Source organism: Litchfieldia sinesaloumensis (assembly GCF_900156865.1).
In the GTDB taxonomy this organism is placed as follows: domain Bacteria; phylum Bacillota; class Bacilli; order Bacillales; family Bacillaceae_L; genus Ferdinandcohnia; species Ferdinandcohnia sinesaloumensis.
In genome coordinates this window covers 2,442,947-2,459,568 of record NZ_LT732529.1, presented here as the reverse complement: position 1 = coordinate 2,459,568, position 16,622 = coordinate 2,442,947, and the positions used below count along the sequence as shown (strand labels likewise).

Here is a 16,622-nt window from a genome sequence, read left to right as displayed (position 1 = left end):
ATGTTCAATTTTAAATTTTGTCAATTATTTTATTTCGAAAATTCAACCTGTAAAAAATATATGCAAACAAATCAAGCAATGTTTCTAATTGGATAAACATAATAAAGACAGCTGAGTCCTCAGCTGTCTTGGTCATGTATTCTAAAGTTCACCTTCTGGTACAAAGGTTTTACAATCAGTTTCTGTTTGTTCTGATGCAGTATTCCCTGTGCTACTCACAACATAAATTGCATCAGCACTACACTTGTTTCCATTAGCCCAATAGTGACAATTCTTGACCTCACATAAGACATCTTGTGCCAAGGTACTACACCTCTTTCTTTAAGAATGTGGTCTAGCATCCTTTATTTTCCCCAAGAAGGAAATATAGATGACAAGCAAGATATCCCAAGTTAGGCAGTTAATTTAATGCTTTTTTTAACGTTTCAAGATTTTGCATCATTAAGCTGAAATAATCTTCATTTTCTTCCATTTCTTGTTCTGTAATAGCCTCCAAGTTGTGAAGAGTTAGGCTATCTGTTCCCGTTTCCTTTTGAACGGTTTCAGCAATTCTAGATGAAATATTTTGCTCAAATAAAATGTATTTAAGTTTATGTTCTTTTGCAGTCTCAATAATATCTTTTAGTTCTTTTTGAGAAGGCTCATTAGTTGGTGAAAACCCGGTAATACTAATTTGTTTTATACCATATCTTGCTTCCCAGTATCCATAGGCAGAGTGTGCGACTAAAATCTCATTTCGTTTTGCAGAACTGGTAACTTTTTGAAATTCTGTGTGCAATTCTTCTAGTTGTTCTTTTAAATCCTTAAAATTTTTTTCGTAAAGTTCTTTTCCAGATGGATTTAACTCTATTAAAGCATCCTTTATATTTTCAACAATCTGAATGGAATAGAGTGGGTCTAACCATATATGTGGATCGATATCACTATGATGGTGTTCTTCCTCGTGATGCTCTTGCTCATCGTGATTGTGTTCCTCCGTATTTAGAAATTCAATATCTTCAGCTGCCTCAATTAACTCAACATTTTCATCCTTGAGTGTTTTTTGAGCAGTTGAGACAAATGCTTCTACGCCTACGCCCGTATAAATAAATGCATCAGCACTTGCAATTTCCGTCATATCTCTTGGAGTTGGTTCGAATGAATGTGCATCCGCTCCAGGTGGATATATACTCTTAACGATAACATCTTGGCCGCCAATCTTTTTGGCAAAGTCAGTTAATGGAAATACAGTTGTATAAATCGAAAGTTTTCCCTCATCTGAAGATATATTTTGATCTGCTCCGCATGCAGAAAGCAGGCTTATTATTATTAATAGGATAAAATAACGAATTCTTTTCATAAGGTGTCTCCTTTCAAGTACATACCAACCCTGATTAAAATCCTTTCATATTATATCGTAATTGTTCCGATTTGAGAACTAAAAACTTTTTTGATTCTTCTTTAGTATTTCAAAAAAATATTATTAATAAAGTAAGAATTTTGATAAAATATAGAAATACAAATAAGGAAGGTGATAAATATGACTCAACTGGATAATATCTTAGAGTATAATAAAGAATTTGTAGATAAAAAGGAATATGAAAAATACGAAACAACAAAGCTTCCGGACAAAAGAATGGTTATTGTAACATGCATGGATACACGCCTTATTGAATTGCTTCCAAAAGCAATGAACTTAAAGAATGGAGATGTAAAAATATTAAAGGTTGCTGGTGCAATTGTTTCACATCCGTTTGGAAGTGTAATGAGGAGTATTTTAGTGGCAGTCTATGAGTTAAATGCGGACGAGGTTTGCATTATAGGTCACCATGATTGTGGAATGAGTGCATTAAATGCTGATTCAATTTTACATAAAGTCAAAGACAGAGGCGTTACACAAGGCAAAATTGATACATTAAAATACTCTGGAATTGATCTTGAAGAATGGTTTCAGGGCTTTAGCAGTGTAGAAGATAGTGTTCGCCACAGTGTTGAGATGGTTGATAACCATCCACTTTTACCAAAGGACGTACCAGTTCACGGACTCGTTATTAATCCAGAAACGGGTAAACTTGATGTAGTGATCAATGGTTATAAATAATTAGACAAAAAAGAGGTTATATGACCTCTTTTTTGATTGCGTTATATAGAGCTACTTTTGGTTAAAATGGTAATGTCATAAAAAATACACATGAATAAATAATAATTTGATGTACTATGTAGTTGAGGTGAAGGAATATGAAAAGAATCGTTCTTTTTCTATTTATGGCTATGTTATTAATAGTAGTAGCCTGTAATAACGAGACGGATACAGAAAATACAAATTCGAATATGACAGAGTTAACGCCTTTAGAAGTAGATTTGATAATTGAGCCTGATAAAATAAATCCAGGTGAAGAAGTAACATTTCGTGCAAAAGTTACTCAAGGAGAAGAAGCTGTTGAAGATGCAGATGAAGTAAGTTTTGAAATAAAAGAAAAGGGCACCGAGGAAAGTGAATTTCTAGATGGTGTACATACTTCCGATGGAGAGTACACGGTGGTTAAATCATTTGAAGTTGACGGAATCTATTATGTTACTGCACATGTCACTGCTAGAAGCATGCATACAATGCCAAAGGTTGAAATAGAAATCGGAAACCCAGATGTAAGTGAAGAATCTGAAGCAGACGAAGTGGATGAAAGCCATGAGCATCATGGTAGTAATCATCATCATGGAAATGGACAAGTTACAATCGATTTCCCACTTGAACCTGAATATTCAAAAGGAAAACAATCAACTCTACTCGTGTCTTTCGAAGAATCAGAAGCTCCACTTACTGACGCAAGAGTACGATTTGAAGTTTGGCTTGAAGGTAACGACAAGCATGAGTTCCTAGATGCGAACGAAACGGATTCGGGTGTATACAAAGCAGCTCACACTTTTGCCGAGGAAGGCACTTACCACGTGCAAGTTCATATTGAAAAAGATGAGATACATGAACATCTTGAAAAGACAACGAAAGTAAAATAAGAAAGGAAGGTAAGCATTAATGTTGATGCTTACCTTCCTTTTTCTCTGGTACAAAGTCAATTCCACCTGGATGTAGGGGATGACATTTTAAAATACGTTTAATTGTTAAATATCCCCCTTTTATTGCACCAAAGCGATGGATTGCTTCATGTCCATATTGTGAACAAGTTGGATAAAAGCGGCACGTTGGTGGCTTTAGAGGAGAGATAAATCTTCGATAGAACTTGATAATTCCTATAAATAACGTTTGAAGCAATTTTTTCTACTTCCCTTACTAGTTTTAGGTACTTATACTATACTATAGGGATGAAATAAAATCATCTTTTGATATTTTATTCAAACTAAATAGATGAAAAAAATCGGAATTAGAGTTATGATAGAGATACGAAAAATACAGGGAGTGAAGAGAATGCCATCAGTAGAAAGTTTTGAACTTGATCATAATGCTGTTAAAGCCCCATATGTAAGACATTGTGGTGTACACAAAGTTGGTACAGATGGAGTTGTAAATAAATTCGATATTCGTTTTTGTCAGCCAAATAAACAAGCGATGAAACCAGATGTAATTCACACGCTTGAACATTTATTAGCTTTTAATCTACGTGAACATTGTGAGAAATACGACCATTTTGATATTATTGATATTTCCCCAATGGGATGTCAAACAGGTTATTACCTAGTCGTAAGTGGGGAGCCTACAGTTACTGAAATTATTGATTTATTGGAAGCAACTATGGAAAGTGCAGTTGAAATTACTGAAATCCCTGCAGCTAATGAAACTCAATGTGGGCAAGCAAAGCTACATGATTTAGAAGGTGCAAAGCGACTCATGCGTTTCTGGCTTTCACAATCAAAAGAAGAGCTTCATAAAGTCTTCGGTTAAGACATTAGAAACCTCAGCCATTATGGCTGAGGTTTTATAGTTTCGGTGGAATTCGAAATTTTGTTCCCTGTTCGAACGAATAAGCCAATTTAATTAGAGTTGGTTCAGAATAAGCGGTTCCAGTAAATGTAATGCCGACAGGTTCGCCTTCAGGTGTATACCCAGCTGGTATAGTAATAGAAGGATAACCGGCTTTAGCAGGGATTCCTGCTCCAAAATTATTAGGGAACACTACAGCATCTAATTGATTATGTTCTAATACATAATCTATTCCGTTTATTGTTGAATGATAGTGATCACTTTCTAAAGCCTCGATATACTCTTTTTCTTTTAGAGTTCCACTTGTCTTTTCTGCTTTTTCTAATAATACTTGACCGTATTTTAACATTTTTTCTTCGTTTTGCTTATTAAATGCAATAAGATCAGCTAAATTATGTATTGGTAATGAAGTATCTATATTTCGTAAATAATTATTAAGGTCTACCTTGAATTCATAGGTCAACACATCGTAGTTCCACTTATTTTTCGAGGATGGAATTCTTACATCTTCGATTACTGTTGCACCTAGTTCTTTAAGCTTGTTAATGGCTTGATCCATTACTGCAAGCTTGTTTTTACTCAAGTAATCAAAATAAACCTCTCTTGCGATACCAATACGTGCGCCTTTTAATCCATCAACAGCTAAGAACTGTGTAAAATCAGTAGACGGTAATACTCTACTTGTATAAGTTATCGAGTCTCTGTGGTCTACTTTTGAGATAGCAGATAATAAATATGCAGCATCCTTAACCGTTCGTGCCATAGGCCCAGCTGTATCCTGCGTATGTGCTATTGGTATTATTCCTGACCGACTAACTAACCCTACGGTTGGTTTAATGCCAACAAGAGAATTTTGACTTGAAGGGCTCAGTATAGAACCAGACGTTTCTGTACCTATTGCAACTACAGCAAAATTTGCGGCAATGGCTGAACCAGAACCTGCACTAGAGCCTCCAACATCAAATTTGCCAGGGCCATATGGGTTTAAGGTTTGCCCACCTCTAGAACTGTATCCACTGGGCATACCTTCTGTCATGAAATTTGCCCATTCAGTCATATTTGTTTTGCCCAAGATGATTGCTCCGGCTTCTCTCAGTAAGTACGCAACATATGAATCCTCTTGTGCATATGAATCAGCCAGCGCAAGTGAGCCAGCAGAAGTGTGCATTTTGTCATTCGTATCAAGGTTGTCTTTAAGTAATACGGGAATTCCGTGAAGTGGGCCACGAGGACCGTTTTCTTTACGTTCAGCATCTAAGGCCATTGCAATTTGTATGGCATCTGGATTAATCTCAATAACTGACTTTAGTGCTGAATCAAAGTTGGAGATTCTATCTAAATACAAAAGAACAACTTCTTTTGCTGTAAGTTCACCATTACTATACTTTTCTTGGATAGAATCAATAGTAGCCTCTATCAACCAATCATTCGCAAACTTGTGAAGACGTTTATTTTCCATCTTGGTTCTCCTTGTTTTCAGGCTGGTTTAAGTGTGGATTTTCATCTAAATTATCTACTGTATGTTTGTATTTATAAGCTTTTGATGTTGTTACAACAGCTAAAAGTAATACAATAAATACAATAATAATTGAAAAAATTAATACTGTAAGCATAGTACCCCCCTCTTTTTATCCTATATTTTAACATGGAACAATTTTTTAAGACATCGTTGCGGCTATGAATTATTTCAAATTTGTAAAATAACCTCAACATTTTTTTAGTTTCACTCTTGTTTAATGGGGTATGATAACAGTAAGGAGGAGATAAAAATGTCAACACATTTAGTCGAAATGGTAAATAAACAGGTTGCAAACTGGAGTATACTCTACATTAAGTTACATAACTACCACTGGTATGTGAAAGGCGCTCAATTTTTTACTCTCCATGAAAAGTTCGAGGAATTGTATAATGAAGCCTCAGTTCATATCGATGAATTAGCAGAACGCTTATTAGCTATCGGTGGAAAACCTGTTGCCACTATGAAGGAAATTCTTGAATTGTCAACTATTAAAGAAGCTAATGGAAATGAAAATGCAGAAGAAATGGTAGCAGCAATTTCCAATGATTTTTCTATATTAACAGGTGAGTTAAAGGAAGGAATGAATGTTGCTGCAGAAGTGGATGATGAAACAACAGGAGATATGCTTCTTGCTATCCACCAAGCCCTTGAAAAACATATTTGGATGCTTCAATCCTTCTTAGGTAAATAAAGCAAGTGTACCCTTCTTTCTTGTCGAAAGAGGGGTTTTGCTTTATTTTAATAGTAAGGGAAAAAAGTGGAGGGGAAAAGGATGATTGATTTAAGAAGTGACACAGTTACAAAACCCACTGAGGAAATGAGAAAAGCAGCCTATGAAGCTGAAGTTGGGGATGATGTTTACCAAGAAGACCCAACAGTTAATGAACTTGAACAAACTGCAGCAGAAATGCTTGGAAAAGAGGCGGCATTGTTTGTAACAAGTGGAACACAAGGTAACCAAATCGCCGTTTTAACTCATACAAGTAAAGGTAATGAAATTATTGTTGAGCAAGATTCCCATCTTTTTAATTACGAAGGTGGTGCTATTTCTGCATTTGCTGGGGTACAACCACGAACAATAAAAGGTATTCGAGGTGCTATGGATCCGACAAAAGTAGAGGCAGCCATTCAAGAAGACGATGTACATAATGCCGAGACAGGCTTGATATGTATGGAAAATACACATAATCGCGCGGGTGGGGCAGTTATTCCACTAGAAAATATGGATGCTATTTATAAAATTGCAGCTTCAAATCATATACCCGTTCATTTGGACGGAGCACGTCTATTCAATGCTGCAGTGGCATTAAATCGACCTGCAAAGGACATTGCCCAATACACAGATACTGTACAATTTTGTTTATCGAAGGGGTTAGGAGCCCCAGTTGGTTCAATTATTGCGGGAAATGAGGAGTTTATCAAACGTGCCAGGAAATGGAGGAAAAGACTTGGTGGTGGTTTAAGACAGGTAGGTATTGTCGCCGCACCAGGACTTGTGGCATTACGTACGATGGTTGACCGACTTGCCATTGATCATGAGCACGCAAAAATCCTTGCAGAGGGACTCGGTAGCATTCATGGAATAAATGTTGTAAATCAAGTTGATACCAATATTATTTTAGTAAATGTGAGTGAAAGAGGGGTAACTTCAAATCAGTTTGCTGCCATGCTAAAAGAGCAAGGTGTCTTGGTCTCAACATTTGGTCCTCAACTCGTCCGTTTCACAACTCATTACGATGTGGATAAAGAGTCTATTGATGAGGCATTACGGATTGTAAATAAACTTTAATTCTTTTCTTAGGAAGGATTGTCGCGGGCTTTAGGCTTGAATGGACAATCCTTTTTTTTATTTATCTAATGCATATTCCTCAGTTCATCGATTGTCATCATCTTGGATTGGCCGATTCCGTCTCGAGCCATCTTTGCTTTTAGGAGCTCAATCATATAAAATCCTACTAAATTTCGTAGTTCTTGGTCAGATAAATCACCTAATAGGTCAATTAAGTCTTCACGCCCAAATTGTTCAAGCACCGAAAAGGCAACAATATCAGCATCTTCTTCATCACCTGTTAATTTATTTCGGTACAATTCATAAATTTCATCAATTAGTTTCAAGAATAGCTCCCCCTTTGCCTGCTTTTCACTTATTTACTTGGAGTTTAGTATATGGGGTAAAACATCAAAAGATACTATTTGTCTGAAAATAGGCAACGACTTAAGGTTAGGTGTGTGCATATTTTTAACTCTGAAGGAAAAAGCTAAAATAACGTAATTCTCTGTTAGGAGTGAGTAATGTTGGGTCAACAGCCTAGAAAAACGTATTATATTTCTGTTGGGAGTGGAGAGATTTCTCAGGTGAAGTCAGGTTCAACTTGGGAGTATAAGATTGAAGCAACAGACGAAGAAATTCATCAATTAAGGAATCTTTTTACTACAAATTATGGGAATGAAATTGAAGGTTTTCTACGTGCACATGTGCCTTATGTCGAATACCATAATGATTCTTCAAATGATAGGTATGATACAACCCTGCTACAGGTCTTTGAGATGATATATCAGCTTGGAGACCAAGAGACGAAGGATTTTATTCAATCTCAAGGAATTTTCGATGTATTACGGAATGTTGATTAAGCCCCTTCTACATGAAGAGGCTTGTTTTTTTATCCCGCATTAACTGGCAGTTTTCTCCCTTACAGGTGGGTGACTGCCGACAAATAGATGAAAATAAAGAACAAAGTCTTAGTACGTTCCTTCTGCGTGGCAAAGTCTTTTTGCCCACATCGTGTGGGACTTATCTAACAATCGGTGGAGGAAAATGCTACCCCTCACTGTTTGAAGATTTACTTTATGTTATCATAGAAAAAAACAATAGTAATGGAGACTAAATAAAATGATTGTTTTTCATGATTTGTATCATAATGAAGTGAATCTTTCGTTTACACCAGACCCTTTCTCGGCTTATCCGAAACATGTCTGGGTAATTTGCCGCTACAAGGGACAATGGTTGTTAACCAGCCATTCCGAACGAGGCCTAGAATTTCCGGGTGGTAAGGTTGAAGAAGGAGAAACACCGGAGGCAGCAGCCATTCGAGAGGTAATGGAGGAGACAGGAGCCGAAGTACGCGAACTTGAGTATATTGGACAATATAAGGTAAATGGGAAAGGAAAAACGATTATTAAAAATATTTATTTTGCAGAGATCGAACGGCTTCTTGAAAAGAACAATTATTTTGAAACGAAGGGGCCAGTTTTGCTAAAAGATATCCCTTTAGCCACGATAAAAAATGATCGCCGTTATAGTTTTATTATGAAGGATGATGTATTACTTCATAGTATTGATTATGTAAAAAAGTCTATAAAAACGAAGAAAGCTCTCTAGCAACCACTAGAAGAGCTTTTTTTACTTGGAATCTTTTATTAACTTTCTTTCAATGTATTCAACACCTTGGTACATGAGTGTTGCGCAAATGGCAATGAGAATTAAGCTAAGGAAAATAAGTGTGAAGTTAAACACTTGGAATCCGTAAATAATTAAATAGCCCAAGCCCTGCTTTGAAACGAGGAATTCCCCGACAATTACTCCTACCCATGATAACCCGACATTTACTTTTAATGTGGAAATTAGTGCAGGAAAGGAGGAAGGGAGAATGACATTGCGAAAGATTTGTTTCCGATTCGCACCAAACGTCAACAGAACCTTAATATAGTTATAATCCACCTCTTTAAATGAGGTATAGACAACGATTGTTGTTATGATGACCGAGATAATCGCGCCCATGGCAATGATTGAGACATACCCAGTACCTAATGCAACAATTAAAATAGGACCTAGTGCGACCTTTGGCATCGCATTTAAAATAACTAGATAAGGATCAAGAATATTTGAAAGACGTTCAGACCACCATAGTATTGCCGCAATTAATGCTCCAAGCAAGGTTCCGATGATAAAGCCAAGCACTGTTTCAAACAAGGTGATGGCAAGATTATTGAACAATGTTCCGTCATTTATTTTCTCTAAGAATAGATTTCCAACCTTTGATGGGGCACTGAAGATTAGTGGGTCAATCCAATGGTTTCGACTTGCAATCTCCCAGAGCCCGAAAAAGACAATAAAAATTAGGAGTTGATAAAATCGGACTAGTCTCTTCTCTTTTTTGATGGATTGTAAATAATGATTGTGAAGTTCTTTAATGTTCAGGTTTTGCTTCAAGATTATCTAACTCCTCCCATATTTGCTGAAAAATATTCGAATACTCGGGATGTTGTCTTGCATCAAATGGAGTCTCATTTCGTAAACATTCCGGAATTTCAAAGACTTTAGCAATTTTTCCTGGCCTCTTTGAAAGTAGATAAATTCGGTCACTCATTGCAATTGCTTCACCAATATCATGGGTGACAAGGATGGCGGTTTTGCGATATTCCTTTAATGTATCCGATACAAGGTCTTCTAATTTTAACTTTGTTTGAAAATCTAATGCGGAGAAAGGTTCATCAAGCAAAAGAATTTTTGGATTTGTTGCAAGGGTGCGGACCAGTGCTGCTCTCTGTCTCATCCCACCAGAAAGTTGTTTAGGATACGATTTTTCAACGCCTTTTAGTCCAATTTCTTCGAGTAGAGCAAGTGTATTTTTTTTAGCTTCGTCTGTATCCTGATTCATAATTTGCAATCCAACCATGATATTCTCTTCGATAGTCTTCCAGGGAAACAAATAGTCTTGTTGAAGCATATAGCCAATATCAGATTTGGCCTTTTCTATCGTTTTATCTTCTATTAGCACCTCTCCAAAAGTCGGTTTTAATAATCCAGCTATAATGGAGAGTAATGTCGTCTTACCACACCCACTTGGGCCGAGGAGAGAAATAAATTCTCCCTCCTCGATTGTGAGTGAAATATCTTCTAGTGCGGTTGTTGTCTGATCCTTTGTAAAATAAACATGTTGTATATCTTTTACTGTCAGAAAGCTCATAGTAACACTCCTATTTATGCGTGTTCAAAAAGGAGGTTGAAAACTTGCCCGACCTCCCTATTTGGAAATTACTTTTTCAGCAATACTCGTATTTACAAGTGTTTCATAATCTATCCTTTTTGGTAATTCGCCAGCTTCATCCATAATGTCTTGTAGATTATTCCAAGCCTCTTCCGATAGAACAGGGTCTGTTGCATATGAGCCTTGATTCTTGTAACGTTCAATAGAGGATGTGATTAAATCTAGAGGTATATCTGGGAAAAACTCTTGCACTGATTCTGCGATCTCTTCTGGGCTATGAGCCTCTACCCATTGTTGTGCCTTATAGACTGCACGCGTAAATTTTTCAACTGCATCACCATTGTCATCAATAAAGCTTTGCTTCGTCATGAAGGTTGTGTATGGTACCTTTCCAGACTCTTCACCAAAAGATGCAACAATATAGCCACGGCCTTCTTTTTCGAATAAACTAGCAGTAGGCTCAAATAACTGAACAAATTCTCCCGTGCCTGAGGCATAGGCGCTTGAAATGTTTGCAAAATCTATATTTTGGATAAGATTTAGATCATTGTGTGGGTCAATCTCATGCTTCTTTAATACAAACTCCCCGACCATTTGTGGCATTCCACCTTTGCGTTGGCCAAGGAATGTACTATCTTTGATTTGATCCCAATTAAAATTTTCAATATTTTCCCTCGCAACTAAAAATGTGCCATCTGTTTGTGTTAAAGCTGCAAAATTTATAACAGGATCAGTTGAGCCTTGTGCTTCTACATAAATTGAAGTCTCAGAACCAACTAAGGCAACATCAGCGCCACCAGAAATTAGAGCAGTCATGGTTTTATCTCCACCTGGGACGGTTGTTAATTCAACTTCCAAGCCCTCTTCTTCAAAAAATCCCTCTGTAATCGCTACATATTGAGGCGCGTAAAACACTGAGCGGGTTACCTCAGCAATGCGGATTTTTTGAACTGAGTCATTATTACAAGCGGCTAATGGAATAATAAGCAATAATGCAAATAGACTTGCAACAAAACGACGCATGTATACATCCTCCTTGACAGGTCAACTGTCGGCTTTAGTTATATCTAAGATTAGACTATGAAACGTGACAAAAATGTGTGAATGCCTATTTTTGTTTTTTTGAACAGATTTTTCTTGAACATTTGGTATAGAGAGGGGAGTATAAAATATGGATGGAACAATTATTGAAAAACAGAGATTTCCGTCCCCTAATCCTGCCATCAATCTTTATTTAATTACATATTGGAGCAAAGGATTAAAGATTAAGGGATATCTTGCCGAACCAAAGGAAGAAGGGGTGTATGACGGTTTTCTCTATCTACGAGGTGGAATTAAGAATGTGGGTATGGTTCGAATTGGACGGATTATCCAGTTTGCCTCAGAAGGCTTTGTGGTGATGGCTCCTTTTTACCGTGGCAATCAAGGCGGAGAAGGAAACGAGGATTTTGCAGGACACGACAGATATGATGCGTTCTCCGCTGTCAAAGTACTTGAGGAGCATGAAAAAGTAAACCCCACACGAATCCACGTTTTTGGATTTTCACGAGGGGGAGTAATGGCCTTACTGACGGCTATACACTATCCTCAGATTTGTTCAATTGTCTCATGGGGTGGCGTAAGCGATTTAAGTCTAACCTATGTCGAGCGTAAGGATTTGCGGAGGATGCTGAAACGCGTTATTGGAGGAACACCAACGAAATATCCGGAGCGTTATAAGTGGAGAACTCCCTTGTATGACATTGAAAATCTAGATGTACCGCTCCTTATTATTCATGGTGAAAGAGATGAAAATGTTTCGGTCCATCATGCATACCGCCTCGAAAAACGAGTAAGAGAATTAGGAAAAGAAGTGGAAAGTTGGTATTTTCCAGAATACACTCATTATTTCCCCCCACATGTTAATAGAGAAACTGTAAGGCGATTAGCAGAATGGATGAAGACTAGGGATGCGAATACAAAGAAGCTCGAGGTGTAATTTCCCTCGAGCATTTTGGTGCACGTCTAGCTCCAGCAGTCGCATTTAATATTAAACACGTGGTCCACCCAAAAGTTCAATCTCTTTTGGAACGTTGGAAAACTTTTTGAAGTTATCTTTAAACTTTAATGCTAATTCTTTTGCTTTCACATAATAGGTGCTCTGATCATCCCATGTTTTGGATGGTTGTAGTACATCATCAGGTACTCCAGGAATGTGGATTGGAATTTCTAGACCGAATATATCATTTTTTACCGTTTCTGCATTTGTTAGCTCACCTTCTAAAGCAGCCTGAACCATTGCACGAGTATAAGAAAGCTTCATGCGACTTCCAACCCCATACTCTCCACCAGTCCAACCTGTATTCACAAGAAATACTTGGACATTATGTTCATCAATTTTTTGACCTAACATTTCTGCATATTCAGTAGCAGGCAGAGGTAGAAATGGTGAGCCAAAGCAGGTTGAGAATGTTGCTTGTGGAGCTGTAACTCCACGTTCTGTTCCAGCAAGCTTACTAGTGTATCCGCTCAAGAAGTGGTACATGGCTTGTTCTTTGGTAAGCTTACTAATTGGAGGTAATACACCAAAAGCATCAGCTGTTAAAAATACAATTGTATTCGGATGGCCTGCAATGCTAGGGACAATGATATTATCAATATTATCAATTTGGTAGGCAGCCCTTGTATTTTCAGTTAATGAATTATCGTCATAATCTGCTTTTCTTGACTCTTCATCTACAACGACATTTTCTAAAACAGAGCCAAAGCGAATCGCATCAAAAATTTGTGGTTCTTTCTCACGTGTGAGGTTAATGCATTTTGCATAACATCCACCCTCAATATTAAATACGCCAGAGCTCGACCAACCATGTTCATCGTCTCCAATTAGACGCCGTTTTGGATCTGCAGAAAGAGTCGTTTTTCCAGTTCCAGATAAACCAAAGAATAGGGCTACATCTCCTTCTTGACCTACATTAGAAGAACAGTGCATTGAGAGAATATTTTGTTCAGGTAGTACATAGTTCATGACAGAGAAAATAGACTTTTTAATTTCTCCAGCATATTCAGTTCCTCCAATTAATACGGTACGTTTTTCAAAGGAGATAATAATGAATGTTTCAGAACGTGTGCCATCCACTTCTGGATCAGCTTTGAAATTGGGCGCGCTAATAACTGTGAATTCAGGTTGATGTGTTTTTAAGTCTTCTTCTGTCGGGCGAATAAACATTTGCTGGGAGAATAAATTATGCCACGCGAATTCATTAATGACTTGGATAGGCATACGTACTTTTTTGTCAGCACCAGCGTATCCATTAAATACAAAGACTTCATCCTTGTCTTTTAGGTATGAAAGTACTTTTTTGTAAAGGTTTTCAAATGCAACTTCTGAAATTGGCTTGTTCACTTTACCCCAATCGATTCTATCTTTCGTAGAAGCTTCTTCCACGATAAACTTGTCTTCAGGAGACCTTCCGGTATATTTCCCAGTTGTTGCCCGTATAGCCCCAGTCGAAGTAAGGATTCCTTCTTGTCTAGCTAGGACTTTTTCAACTAAAATAGGAACAGATAGGTTATGAAGTGCATTTTTTCCATTCACTAATTTTAATAGCTGCTCATTTGAAACTTCAACTGAATTCATGTAAAACCATCCTTTATATATTTTTATAGTCATTATATATTCTCGAATTTACAATTAGTATAACACATTGAGAAAAATAGTCTATACTATTTAACGTATTTTACGTTATATATCTTTAAAAAGTGCTTGCCGATATAAAAATAGTTAGTTGTAATTCATATACTAATTAAATAATGTCTATTTCGTGAAAAAAGTGTGACTGTTCTACGGGTGAATTTTCTCGAAATTAGGTTGACATGAAAAGGTTGACTACGTTATGATTGTTCATTGAACGGATACTCTCTTATCCCGAGCTGGCGGAGGGACAGGCCCAATGAAACCCGGCAACCATCACTTTCTTACATATCAAACGATTTTTTGTGAAACCTATATTTTAATAGGTCTTCTATTAATAAGAGTGATAAGGTGCTAACCTGAGCAAGGCATGACCTTGATCGATAAGAGTGAAAGGCGAGATAATTGATAATACCTTTCCTCGAAACAGTGGGAAAGGTTTTTTATTTCTTTAAAAAGACTGTTACTTAACGTATTCAAATGTGTTGCCACTGTAATTTAGACATCGTAGACAGCATTACAGTTTGAGGATAGAAAATCGTGAAGGTAACAATAATAAGGGAATGAGTACCGTATCAATAAATTTCAGAAATTGATGTCAATTTCTGAATCCGAAAAGGAGGAAGCGTTTGTGACAAATAGACGCCGTTTATTTACTTCTGAGTCTGTTACAGAAGGACATCCAGATAAAATCTGTGACCAAATTTCAGATTCTATTTTAGATGCGATTTTAGCAAATGATGCTAATGCACGTGTTGCGTGCGAAACTTCTGTTACAACAGGTCTTGTACTTGTTGCGGGAGAAATTACAACTTCTACTTATGTAGATATCCCAAAGATTGTCCGTGAAACGATTAGGGATATAGGGTATACACGTGCAAAGTACGGATTTGATTATGAAACTTGTGCTGTATTAACTTCTATTGATGAGCAATCACCAGATATCGCAATGGGGGTTGACCAAGCGTTAGAAGCACGTGAAGGCCAAATGTCAGATGAGCAAATTGAATCTATTGGTGCTGGTGACCAAGGCTTAATGTTTGGTTATGCATGTAATGAAACAAATGAATTAATGCCATTACCAATCTCGTTAGCGCATAAGCTAGCACGTAGATTAACAAAAGTACGTAAAGATGACATTCTTCCGTATTTACGTCCGGATGGAAAAACTCAAGTTACTGTTGAATATGACGAAGATAATAATCCAGTTCGTATTGATACGATTGTCATTTCAACTCAGCACCATCCTGAAATTTCACTAGAGCAAATTCAACGAAATTTAAAAGAACATGTAATTAATCCAGTTGTTCCTAGTGAGTTAATCGATGAAAATACAAAGTATTTCATTAATCCTACTGGACGATTTGTAATTGGTGGTCCTCAAGGGGATGCTGGTTTAACTGGCCGTAAGATTATTGTTGATACGTATGGTGGTTATGCACGCCATGGCGGAGGCGCATTCTCAGGTAAGGATCCAACTAAGGTTGATCGCTCGGCTGCATATGCTGCTCGTTATGTTGCGAAAAACATCGTAGCAGCTGGTTTAGCTGATAAATGTGAGGTTCAGCTTGCTTATGCGATTGGTGTTGCCCAACCAGTATCAATCTCTGTTGACACTTTTGGAACAGGAACAGTATCTGAAGACGTACTAGTTGAATTGGTTCGTAATAATTTTGATTTACGTCCAGCTGGTATTATCAAGATGTTGGATCTTCGTCGTCCAATTTACAAGCAAACTGCTGCATATGGTCATTTCGGTCGCAACGATCTTGATCTACCATGGGAGCGTACAGACAAAGCAGAAACACTAAAGACACAAGCTTCAAACTAAGATAAAAAAGCTCGCCTACTAGAAGGGCGAGCTTTTTAGTTACTATTTTTTTTCTTCTTGTAATTTTTTATAATGCTGACCCTTCTCGACATATTCACGGCGAATTCTACCCATGTCTCGTTTATCATCATCATTTAGTTCACGAATCACTTTTGCGGGTCGACCAAAAGCAAGTGTGTTTGGCGGGATTTTTTTACCTTGGGGGACAAGGCTACCAGCACCAATAAATGCTCCTTCACCAATCTCAGCACCATCCAAAATAATGGACCCCATTCCTATAAGTGCATTTTTTCGAATGATGGAGCTATGTAGTATAACCTGATGACCAATTGTGACATCATCTTCAATGATCAATGGATTATTAGGACTTTGATGTAAGGTTGAGTTATCCTGAATACTGACCCTTTTACCTATAATTGTTGGTGCGACATCACCGCGAATAACGGTATTAAACCAAATATTTGTTTCTTCACCAATCGTGACATCGCCAGTAACAGTTGCATAGTCGGCAATAAATACAGAGTCAGCAATCTCAGGATATTTACCTTTGTATGGATATATCATAAGAGATACATACTCCCTTCGTTTGATATTAGTAGAAAAATCATTTATGGTAAGTGTATCAACTTTCACTAGTGTCGTAAATCTTCATATTGGAAATTATATAAAGGTAAAATTAATGTCTAGCTCCAGGCGCC

General features: G+C 37.2%; 20 protein-coding genes and 1 riboswitch. Of the genes, 9 read left to right on the top strand and 11 right to left on the bottom strand.

Features of this window, described 5'->3' with window-relative positions; translation table 11 throughout:
* Positions 1-141: 141 nt before the first annotated feature.
* Together CZ490_RS12225 and CZ490_RS12220 are read right to left on the bottom strand one after the other, a co-directional pair.
* Entirely contained in the window at positions 142-303 is a 162-nt protein-coding gene (locus CZ490_RS12225; RefSeq protein WP_077619166.1) for a DUF1540 domain-containing protein, read from the bottom strand.
* Between the two features lie 97 nt (positions 304-400).
* Positions 401-1,339: a metal ABC transporter substrate-binding protein gene (locus CZ490_RS12220; RefSeq protein WP_077619165.1), complete on the bottom strand. Its 939-nt coding sequence runs from the start codon at positions 1,337-1,339 to the stop codon at positions 401-403.
* Between the two features lie 180 nt (positions 1,340-1,519).
* Between CZ490_RS12220 and CZ490_RS12215 the strand changes: the two genes are divergently transcribed.
* Both CZ490_RS12215 and CZ490_RS12210 read left to right on the top strand, forming a co-directional pair.
* The gene (locus tag CZ490_RS12215; protein WP_077619164.1) at positions 1,520-2,080 is read left to right on the top strand and encodes a beta-class carbonic anhydrase; all 561 of its coding nucleotides are present in this window, start codon (positions 1,520-1,522) and stop codon (positions 2,078-2,080) included.
* A gap of 137 nt (positions 2,081-2,217) precedes the next feature.
* The gene (locus CZ490_RS12210) at positions 2,218-2,991 is read left to right on the top strand and encodes a FixH family protein (protein WP_077619163.1); all 774 of its coding nucleotides are present in this window, start codon (positions 2,218-2,220) and stop codon (positions 2,989-2,991) included.
* A 16-nt stretch (positions 2,992-3,007) separates the two neighbouring features.
* Here CZ490_RS12210 and yidD read toward each other — a convergent pair whose 3' ends face one another.
* Positions 3,008-3,247 (bottom strand): membrane protein insertion efficiency factor YidD, encoded by a 240-nt coding sequence (yidD, locus tag CZ490_RS12205; protein WP_077619162.1) that lies wholly within the window; start codon positions 3,245-3,247, stop codon positions 3,008-3,010.
* Positions 3,248-3,400: 153 nt separating this feature from the next.
* Between yidD and CZ490_RS12200 the strand changes: the two genes are divergently transcribed.
* Positions 3,401-3,874 (top strand): S-ribosylhomocysteine lyase, encoded by a 474-nt coding sequence (locus CZ490_RS12200; RefSeq protein WP_077619161.1) that lies wholly within the window; start codon positions 3,401-3,403, stop codon positions 3,872-3,874.
* A 34-nt stretch (positions 3,875-3,908) separates the two neighbouring features.
* Here CZ490_RS12200 and CZ490_RS12195 read toward each other — a convergent pair whose 3' ends face one another.
* Together CZ490_RS12195 and ytzI are read right to left on the bottom strand one after the other, a co-directional pair.
* A complete protein-coding gene (locus CZ490_RS12195) occupies positions 3,909-5,372 on the bottom strand; it encodes an amidase family protein (protein ID WP_077619160.1) in 1,464 nt (487 codons plus the stop codon).
* Positions 5,362-5,526: a YtzI protein gene (gene ytzI, locus CZ490_RS12190; RefSeq protein ID WP_077619159.1), complete on the bottom strand. Its 165-nt coding sequence runs from the start codon at positions 5,524-5,526 to the stop codon at positions 5,362-5,364. The genes CZ490_RS12195 and ytzI overlap by 11 nt, the downstream gene beginning before the upstream one ends.
* Before the next feature lie 156 nt (positions 5,527-5,682).
* Here ytzI and CZ490_RS12185 point away from each other — a divergent pair, with 156 nt between their 5' ends.
* Positions 5,683-6,123, top strand: coding sequence for a Dps family protein (locus CZ490_RS12185; protein ID WP_077619158.1), 441 nt, complete (start codon positions 5,683-5,685; stop codon positions 6,121-6,123).
* Between the two features lie 81 nt (positions 6,124-6,204).
* On the top strand, positions 6,205-7,221 hold the full coding sequence (gene ltaE, locus CZ490_RS12180; protein WP_077619157.1) for a low-specificity L-threonine aldolase: 1,017 nt from the start codon (positions 6,205-6,207) through the stop codon (positions 7,219-7,221).
* Positions 7,222-7,286: 65 nt separating this feature from the next.
* Here the strand turns inward: ltaE and CZ490_RS12175 are convergent, their stop codons facing one another.
* The gene (locus tag CZ490_RS12175; protein ID WP_077619156.1) at positions 7,287-7,547 is read right to left on the bottom strand and encodes a DUF6154 family protein; all 261 of its coding nucleotides are present in this window, start codon (positions 7,545-7,547) and stop codon (positions 7,287-7,289) included.
* 177 nt (positions 7,548-7,724) lie between these two features.
* On the opposite strand from CZ490_RS12175, the gene CZ490_RS12170 reads away from it, so the two are divergent.
* Positions 7,725-8,063 carry a hydrolase gene (locus CZ490_RS12170; protein ID WP_077619155.1) on the top strand — a complete coding sequence of 113 codons (339 nt, stop codon included), beginning with the start codon at positions 7,725-7,727 and terminating at the stop codon, positions 8,061-8,063.
* Between the two features lie 259 nt (positions 8,064-8,322).
* Positions 8,323-8,811 (top strand): RNA deprotection pyrophosphohydrolase, encoded by a 489-nt coding sequence (gene ytkD, locus CZ490_RS12165; RefSeq protein ID WP_077619154.1) that lies wholly within the window; start codon positions 8,323-8,325, stop codon positions 8,809-8,811.
* Positions 8,812-8,832: 21 nt separating this feature from the next.
* On the opposite strand, the gene CZ490_RS12160 is transcribed toward ytkD, so the two are convergent.
* The 3 genes from CZ490_RS12160 to CZ490_RS12150 are packed head-to-tail and all read right to left on the bottom strand — an operon-like array spanning position 8,833 to position 11,443.
* On the bottom strand, positions 8,833-9,642 hold the full coding sequence (locus CZ490_RS12160) for an ABC transporter permease (RefSeq protein WP_077619153.1): 810 nt from the start codon (positions 9,640-9,642) through the stop codon (positions 8,833-8,835).
* Positions 9,620-10,399 carry an ABC transporter ATP-binding protein gene (locus tag CZ490_RS12155; protein WP_077619152.1) on the bottom strand — a complete coding sequence of 260 codons (780 nt, stop codon included), beginning with the start codon at positions 10,397-10,399 and terminating at the stop codon, positions 9,620-9,622. Before CZ490_RS12155 ends, CZ490_RS12160 begins: the two co-directional genes overlap by 23 nt.
* A gap of 57 nt (positions 10,400-10,456) precedes the next feature.
* Positions 10,457-11,443, bottom strand: coding sequence for an ABC transporter substrate-binding protein (locus CZ490_RS12150; RefSeq protein WP_077619151.1), 987 nt, complete (start codon positions 11,441-11,443; stop codon positions 10,457-10,459).
* Between the two features lie 148 nt (positions 11,444-11,591).
* Between CZ490_RS12150 and CZ490_RS12145 the strand changes: the two genes are divergently transcribed.
* On the top strand, positions 11,592-12,398 hold the full coding sequence (locus tag CZ490_RS12145; protein ID WP_077619150.1) for an alpha/beta hydrolase family protein: 807 nt from the start codon (positions 11,592-11,594) through the stop codon (positions 12,396-12,398).
* 51 nt (positions 12,399-12,449) lie between these two features.
* Here CZ490_RS12145 and pckA read toward each other — a convergent pair whose 3' ends face one another.
* Complete coding sequence (pckA, locus tag CZ490_RS12140; protein ID WP_077619149.1) at positions 12,450-14,039, bottom strand: phosphoenolpyruvate carboxykinase (ATP); 1,590 nt, start codon at positions 14,037-14,039, stop codon at positions 12,450-12,452.
* 280 nt (positions 14,040-14,319) lie between these two features.
* Positions 14,320-14,483: riboswitch (SAM riboswitch) on the top strand.
* A gap of 241 nt (positions 14,484-14,724) precedes the next feature.
* On the opposite strand from pckA, the gene metK reads away from it, so the two are divergent.
* Positions 14,725-15,924: a methionine adenosyltransferase gene (gene metK / locus CZ490_RS12135; protein WP_077619148.1), complete on the top strand. Its 1,200-nt coding sequence runs from the start codon at positions 14,725-14,727 to the stop codon at positions 15,922-15,924.
* 42 nt (positions 15,925-15,966) lie between these two features.
* Here metK and CZ490_RS12130 read toward each other — a convergent pair whose 3' ends face one another.
* Positions 15,967-16,488 (bottom strand): gamma carbonic anhydrase, encoded by a 522-nt coding sequence (locus tag CZ490_RS12130; protein WP_077619147.1) that lies wholly within the window; start codon positions 16,486-16,488, stop codon positions 15,967-15,969.
* Positions 16,489-16,622 lie beyond the last annotated feature (134 nt).

Excerpts from the sequence above, each read along its gene's own strand:
- CZ490_RS12220 (WP_077619165.1), bottom strand. The coding sequence starts at position 1,339 with ATGAAAAGAATTCGTTATTTTATCCTATTAATAATAATAAGCCTGCTT.
- CZ490_RS12215 (WP_077619164.1), top strand. The coding sequence starts at position 1,520 with ATGACTCAACTGGATAATATCTTAGAGTATAATAAAGAATTTGTAGAT.
- CZ490_RS12210 (WP_077619163.1), top strand. The coding sequence starts at position 2,218 with ATGAAAAGAATCGTTCTTTTTCTATTTATGGCTATGTTATTAATAGTA.
- CZ490_RS12200 (WP_077619161.1), top strand. The coding sequence starts at position 3,401 with ATGCCATCAGTAGAAAGTTTTGAACTTGATCATAATGCTGTTAAAGCC.
- CZ490_RS12195 (WP_077619160.1), bottom strand. The coding sequence starts at position 5,372 with ATGGAAAATAAACGTCTTCACAAGTTTGCGAATGATTGGTTGATAGAG.
- ytzI (WP_077619159.1), bottom strand. The coding sequence starts at position 5,526 with ATGCTTACAGTATTAATTTTTTCAATTATTATTGTATTTATTGTATTA.
- CZ490_RS12185 (WP_077619158.1), top strand. The coding sequence starts at position 5,683 with ATGTCAACACATTTAGTCGAAATGGTAAATAAACAGGTTGCAAACTGG.
- ltaE (WP_077619157.1), top strand. The coding sequence starts at position 6,205 with ATGATTGATTTAAGAAGTGACACAGTTACAAAACCCACTGAGGAAATG.
- CZ490_RS12170 (WP_077619155.1), top strand. The coding sequence starts at position 7,725 with ATGTTGGGTCAACAGCCTAGAAAAACGTATTATATTTCTGTTGGGAGT.
- ytkD (WP_077619154.1), top strand. The coding sequence starts at position 8,323 with ATGATTGTTTTTCATGATTTGTATCATAATGAAGTGAATCTTTCGTTT.
- CZ490_RS12155 (WP_077619152.1), bottom strand. The coding sequence starts at position 10,399 with ATGAGCTTTCTGACAGTAAAAGATATACAACATGTTTATTTTACAAAG.
- CZ490_RS12150 (WP_077619151.1), bottom strand. The coding sequence starts at position 11,443 with ATGCGTCGTTTTGTTGCAAGTCTATTTGCATTATTGCTTATTATTCCA.
- CZ490_RS12145 (WP_077619150.1), top strand. The coding sequence starts at position 11,592 with ATGGATGGAACAATTATTGAAAAACAGAGATTTCCGTCCCCTAATCCT.
- pckA (WP_077619149.1), bottom strand. The coding sequence starts at position 14,039 with ATGAATTCAGTTGAAGTTTCAAATGAGCAGCTATTAAAATTAGTGAAT.
- CZ490_RS12130 (WP_077619147.1), bottom strand. The coding sequence starts at position 16,488 with ATGATATATCCATACAAAGGTAAATATCCTGAGATTGCTGACTCTGTA.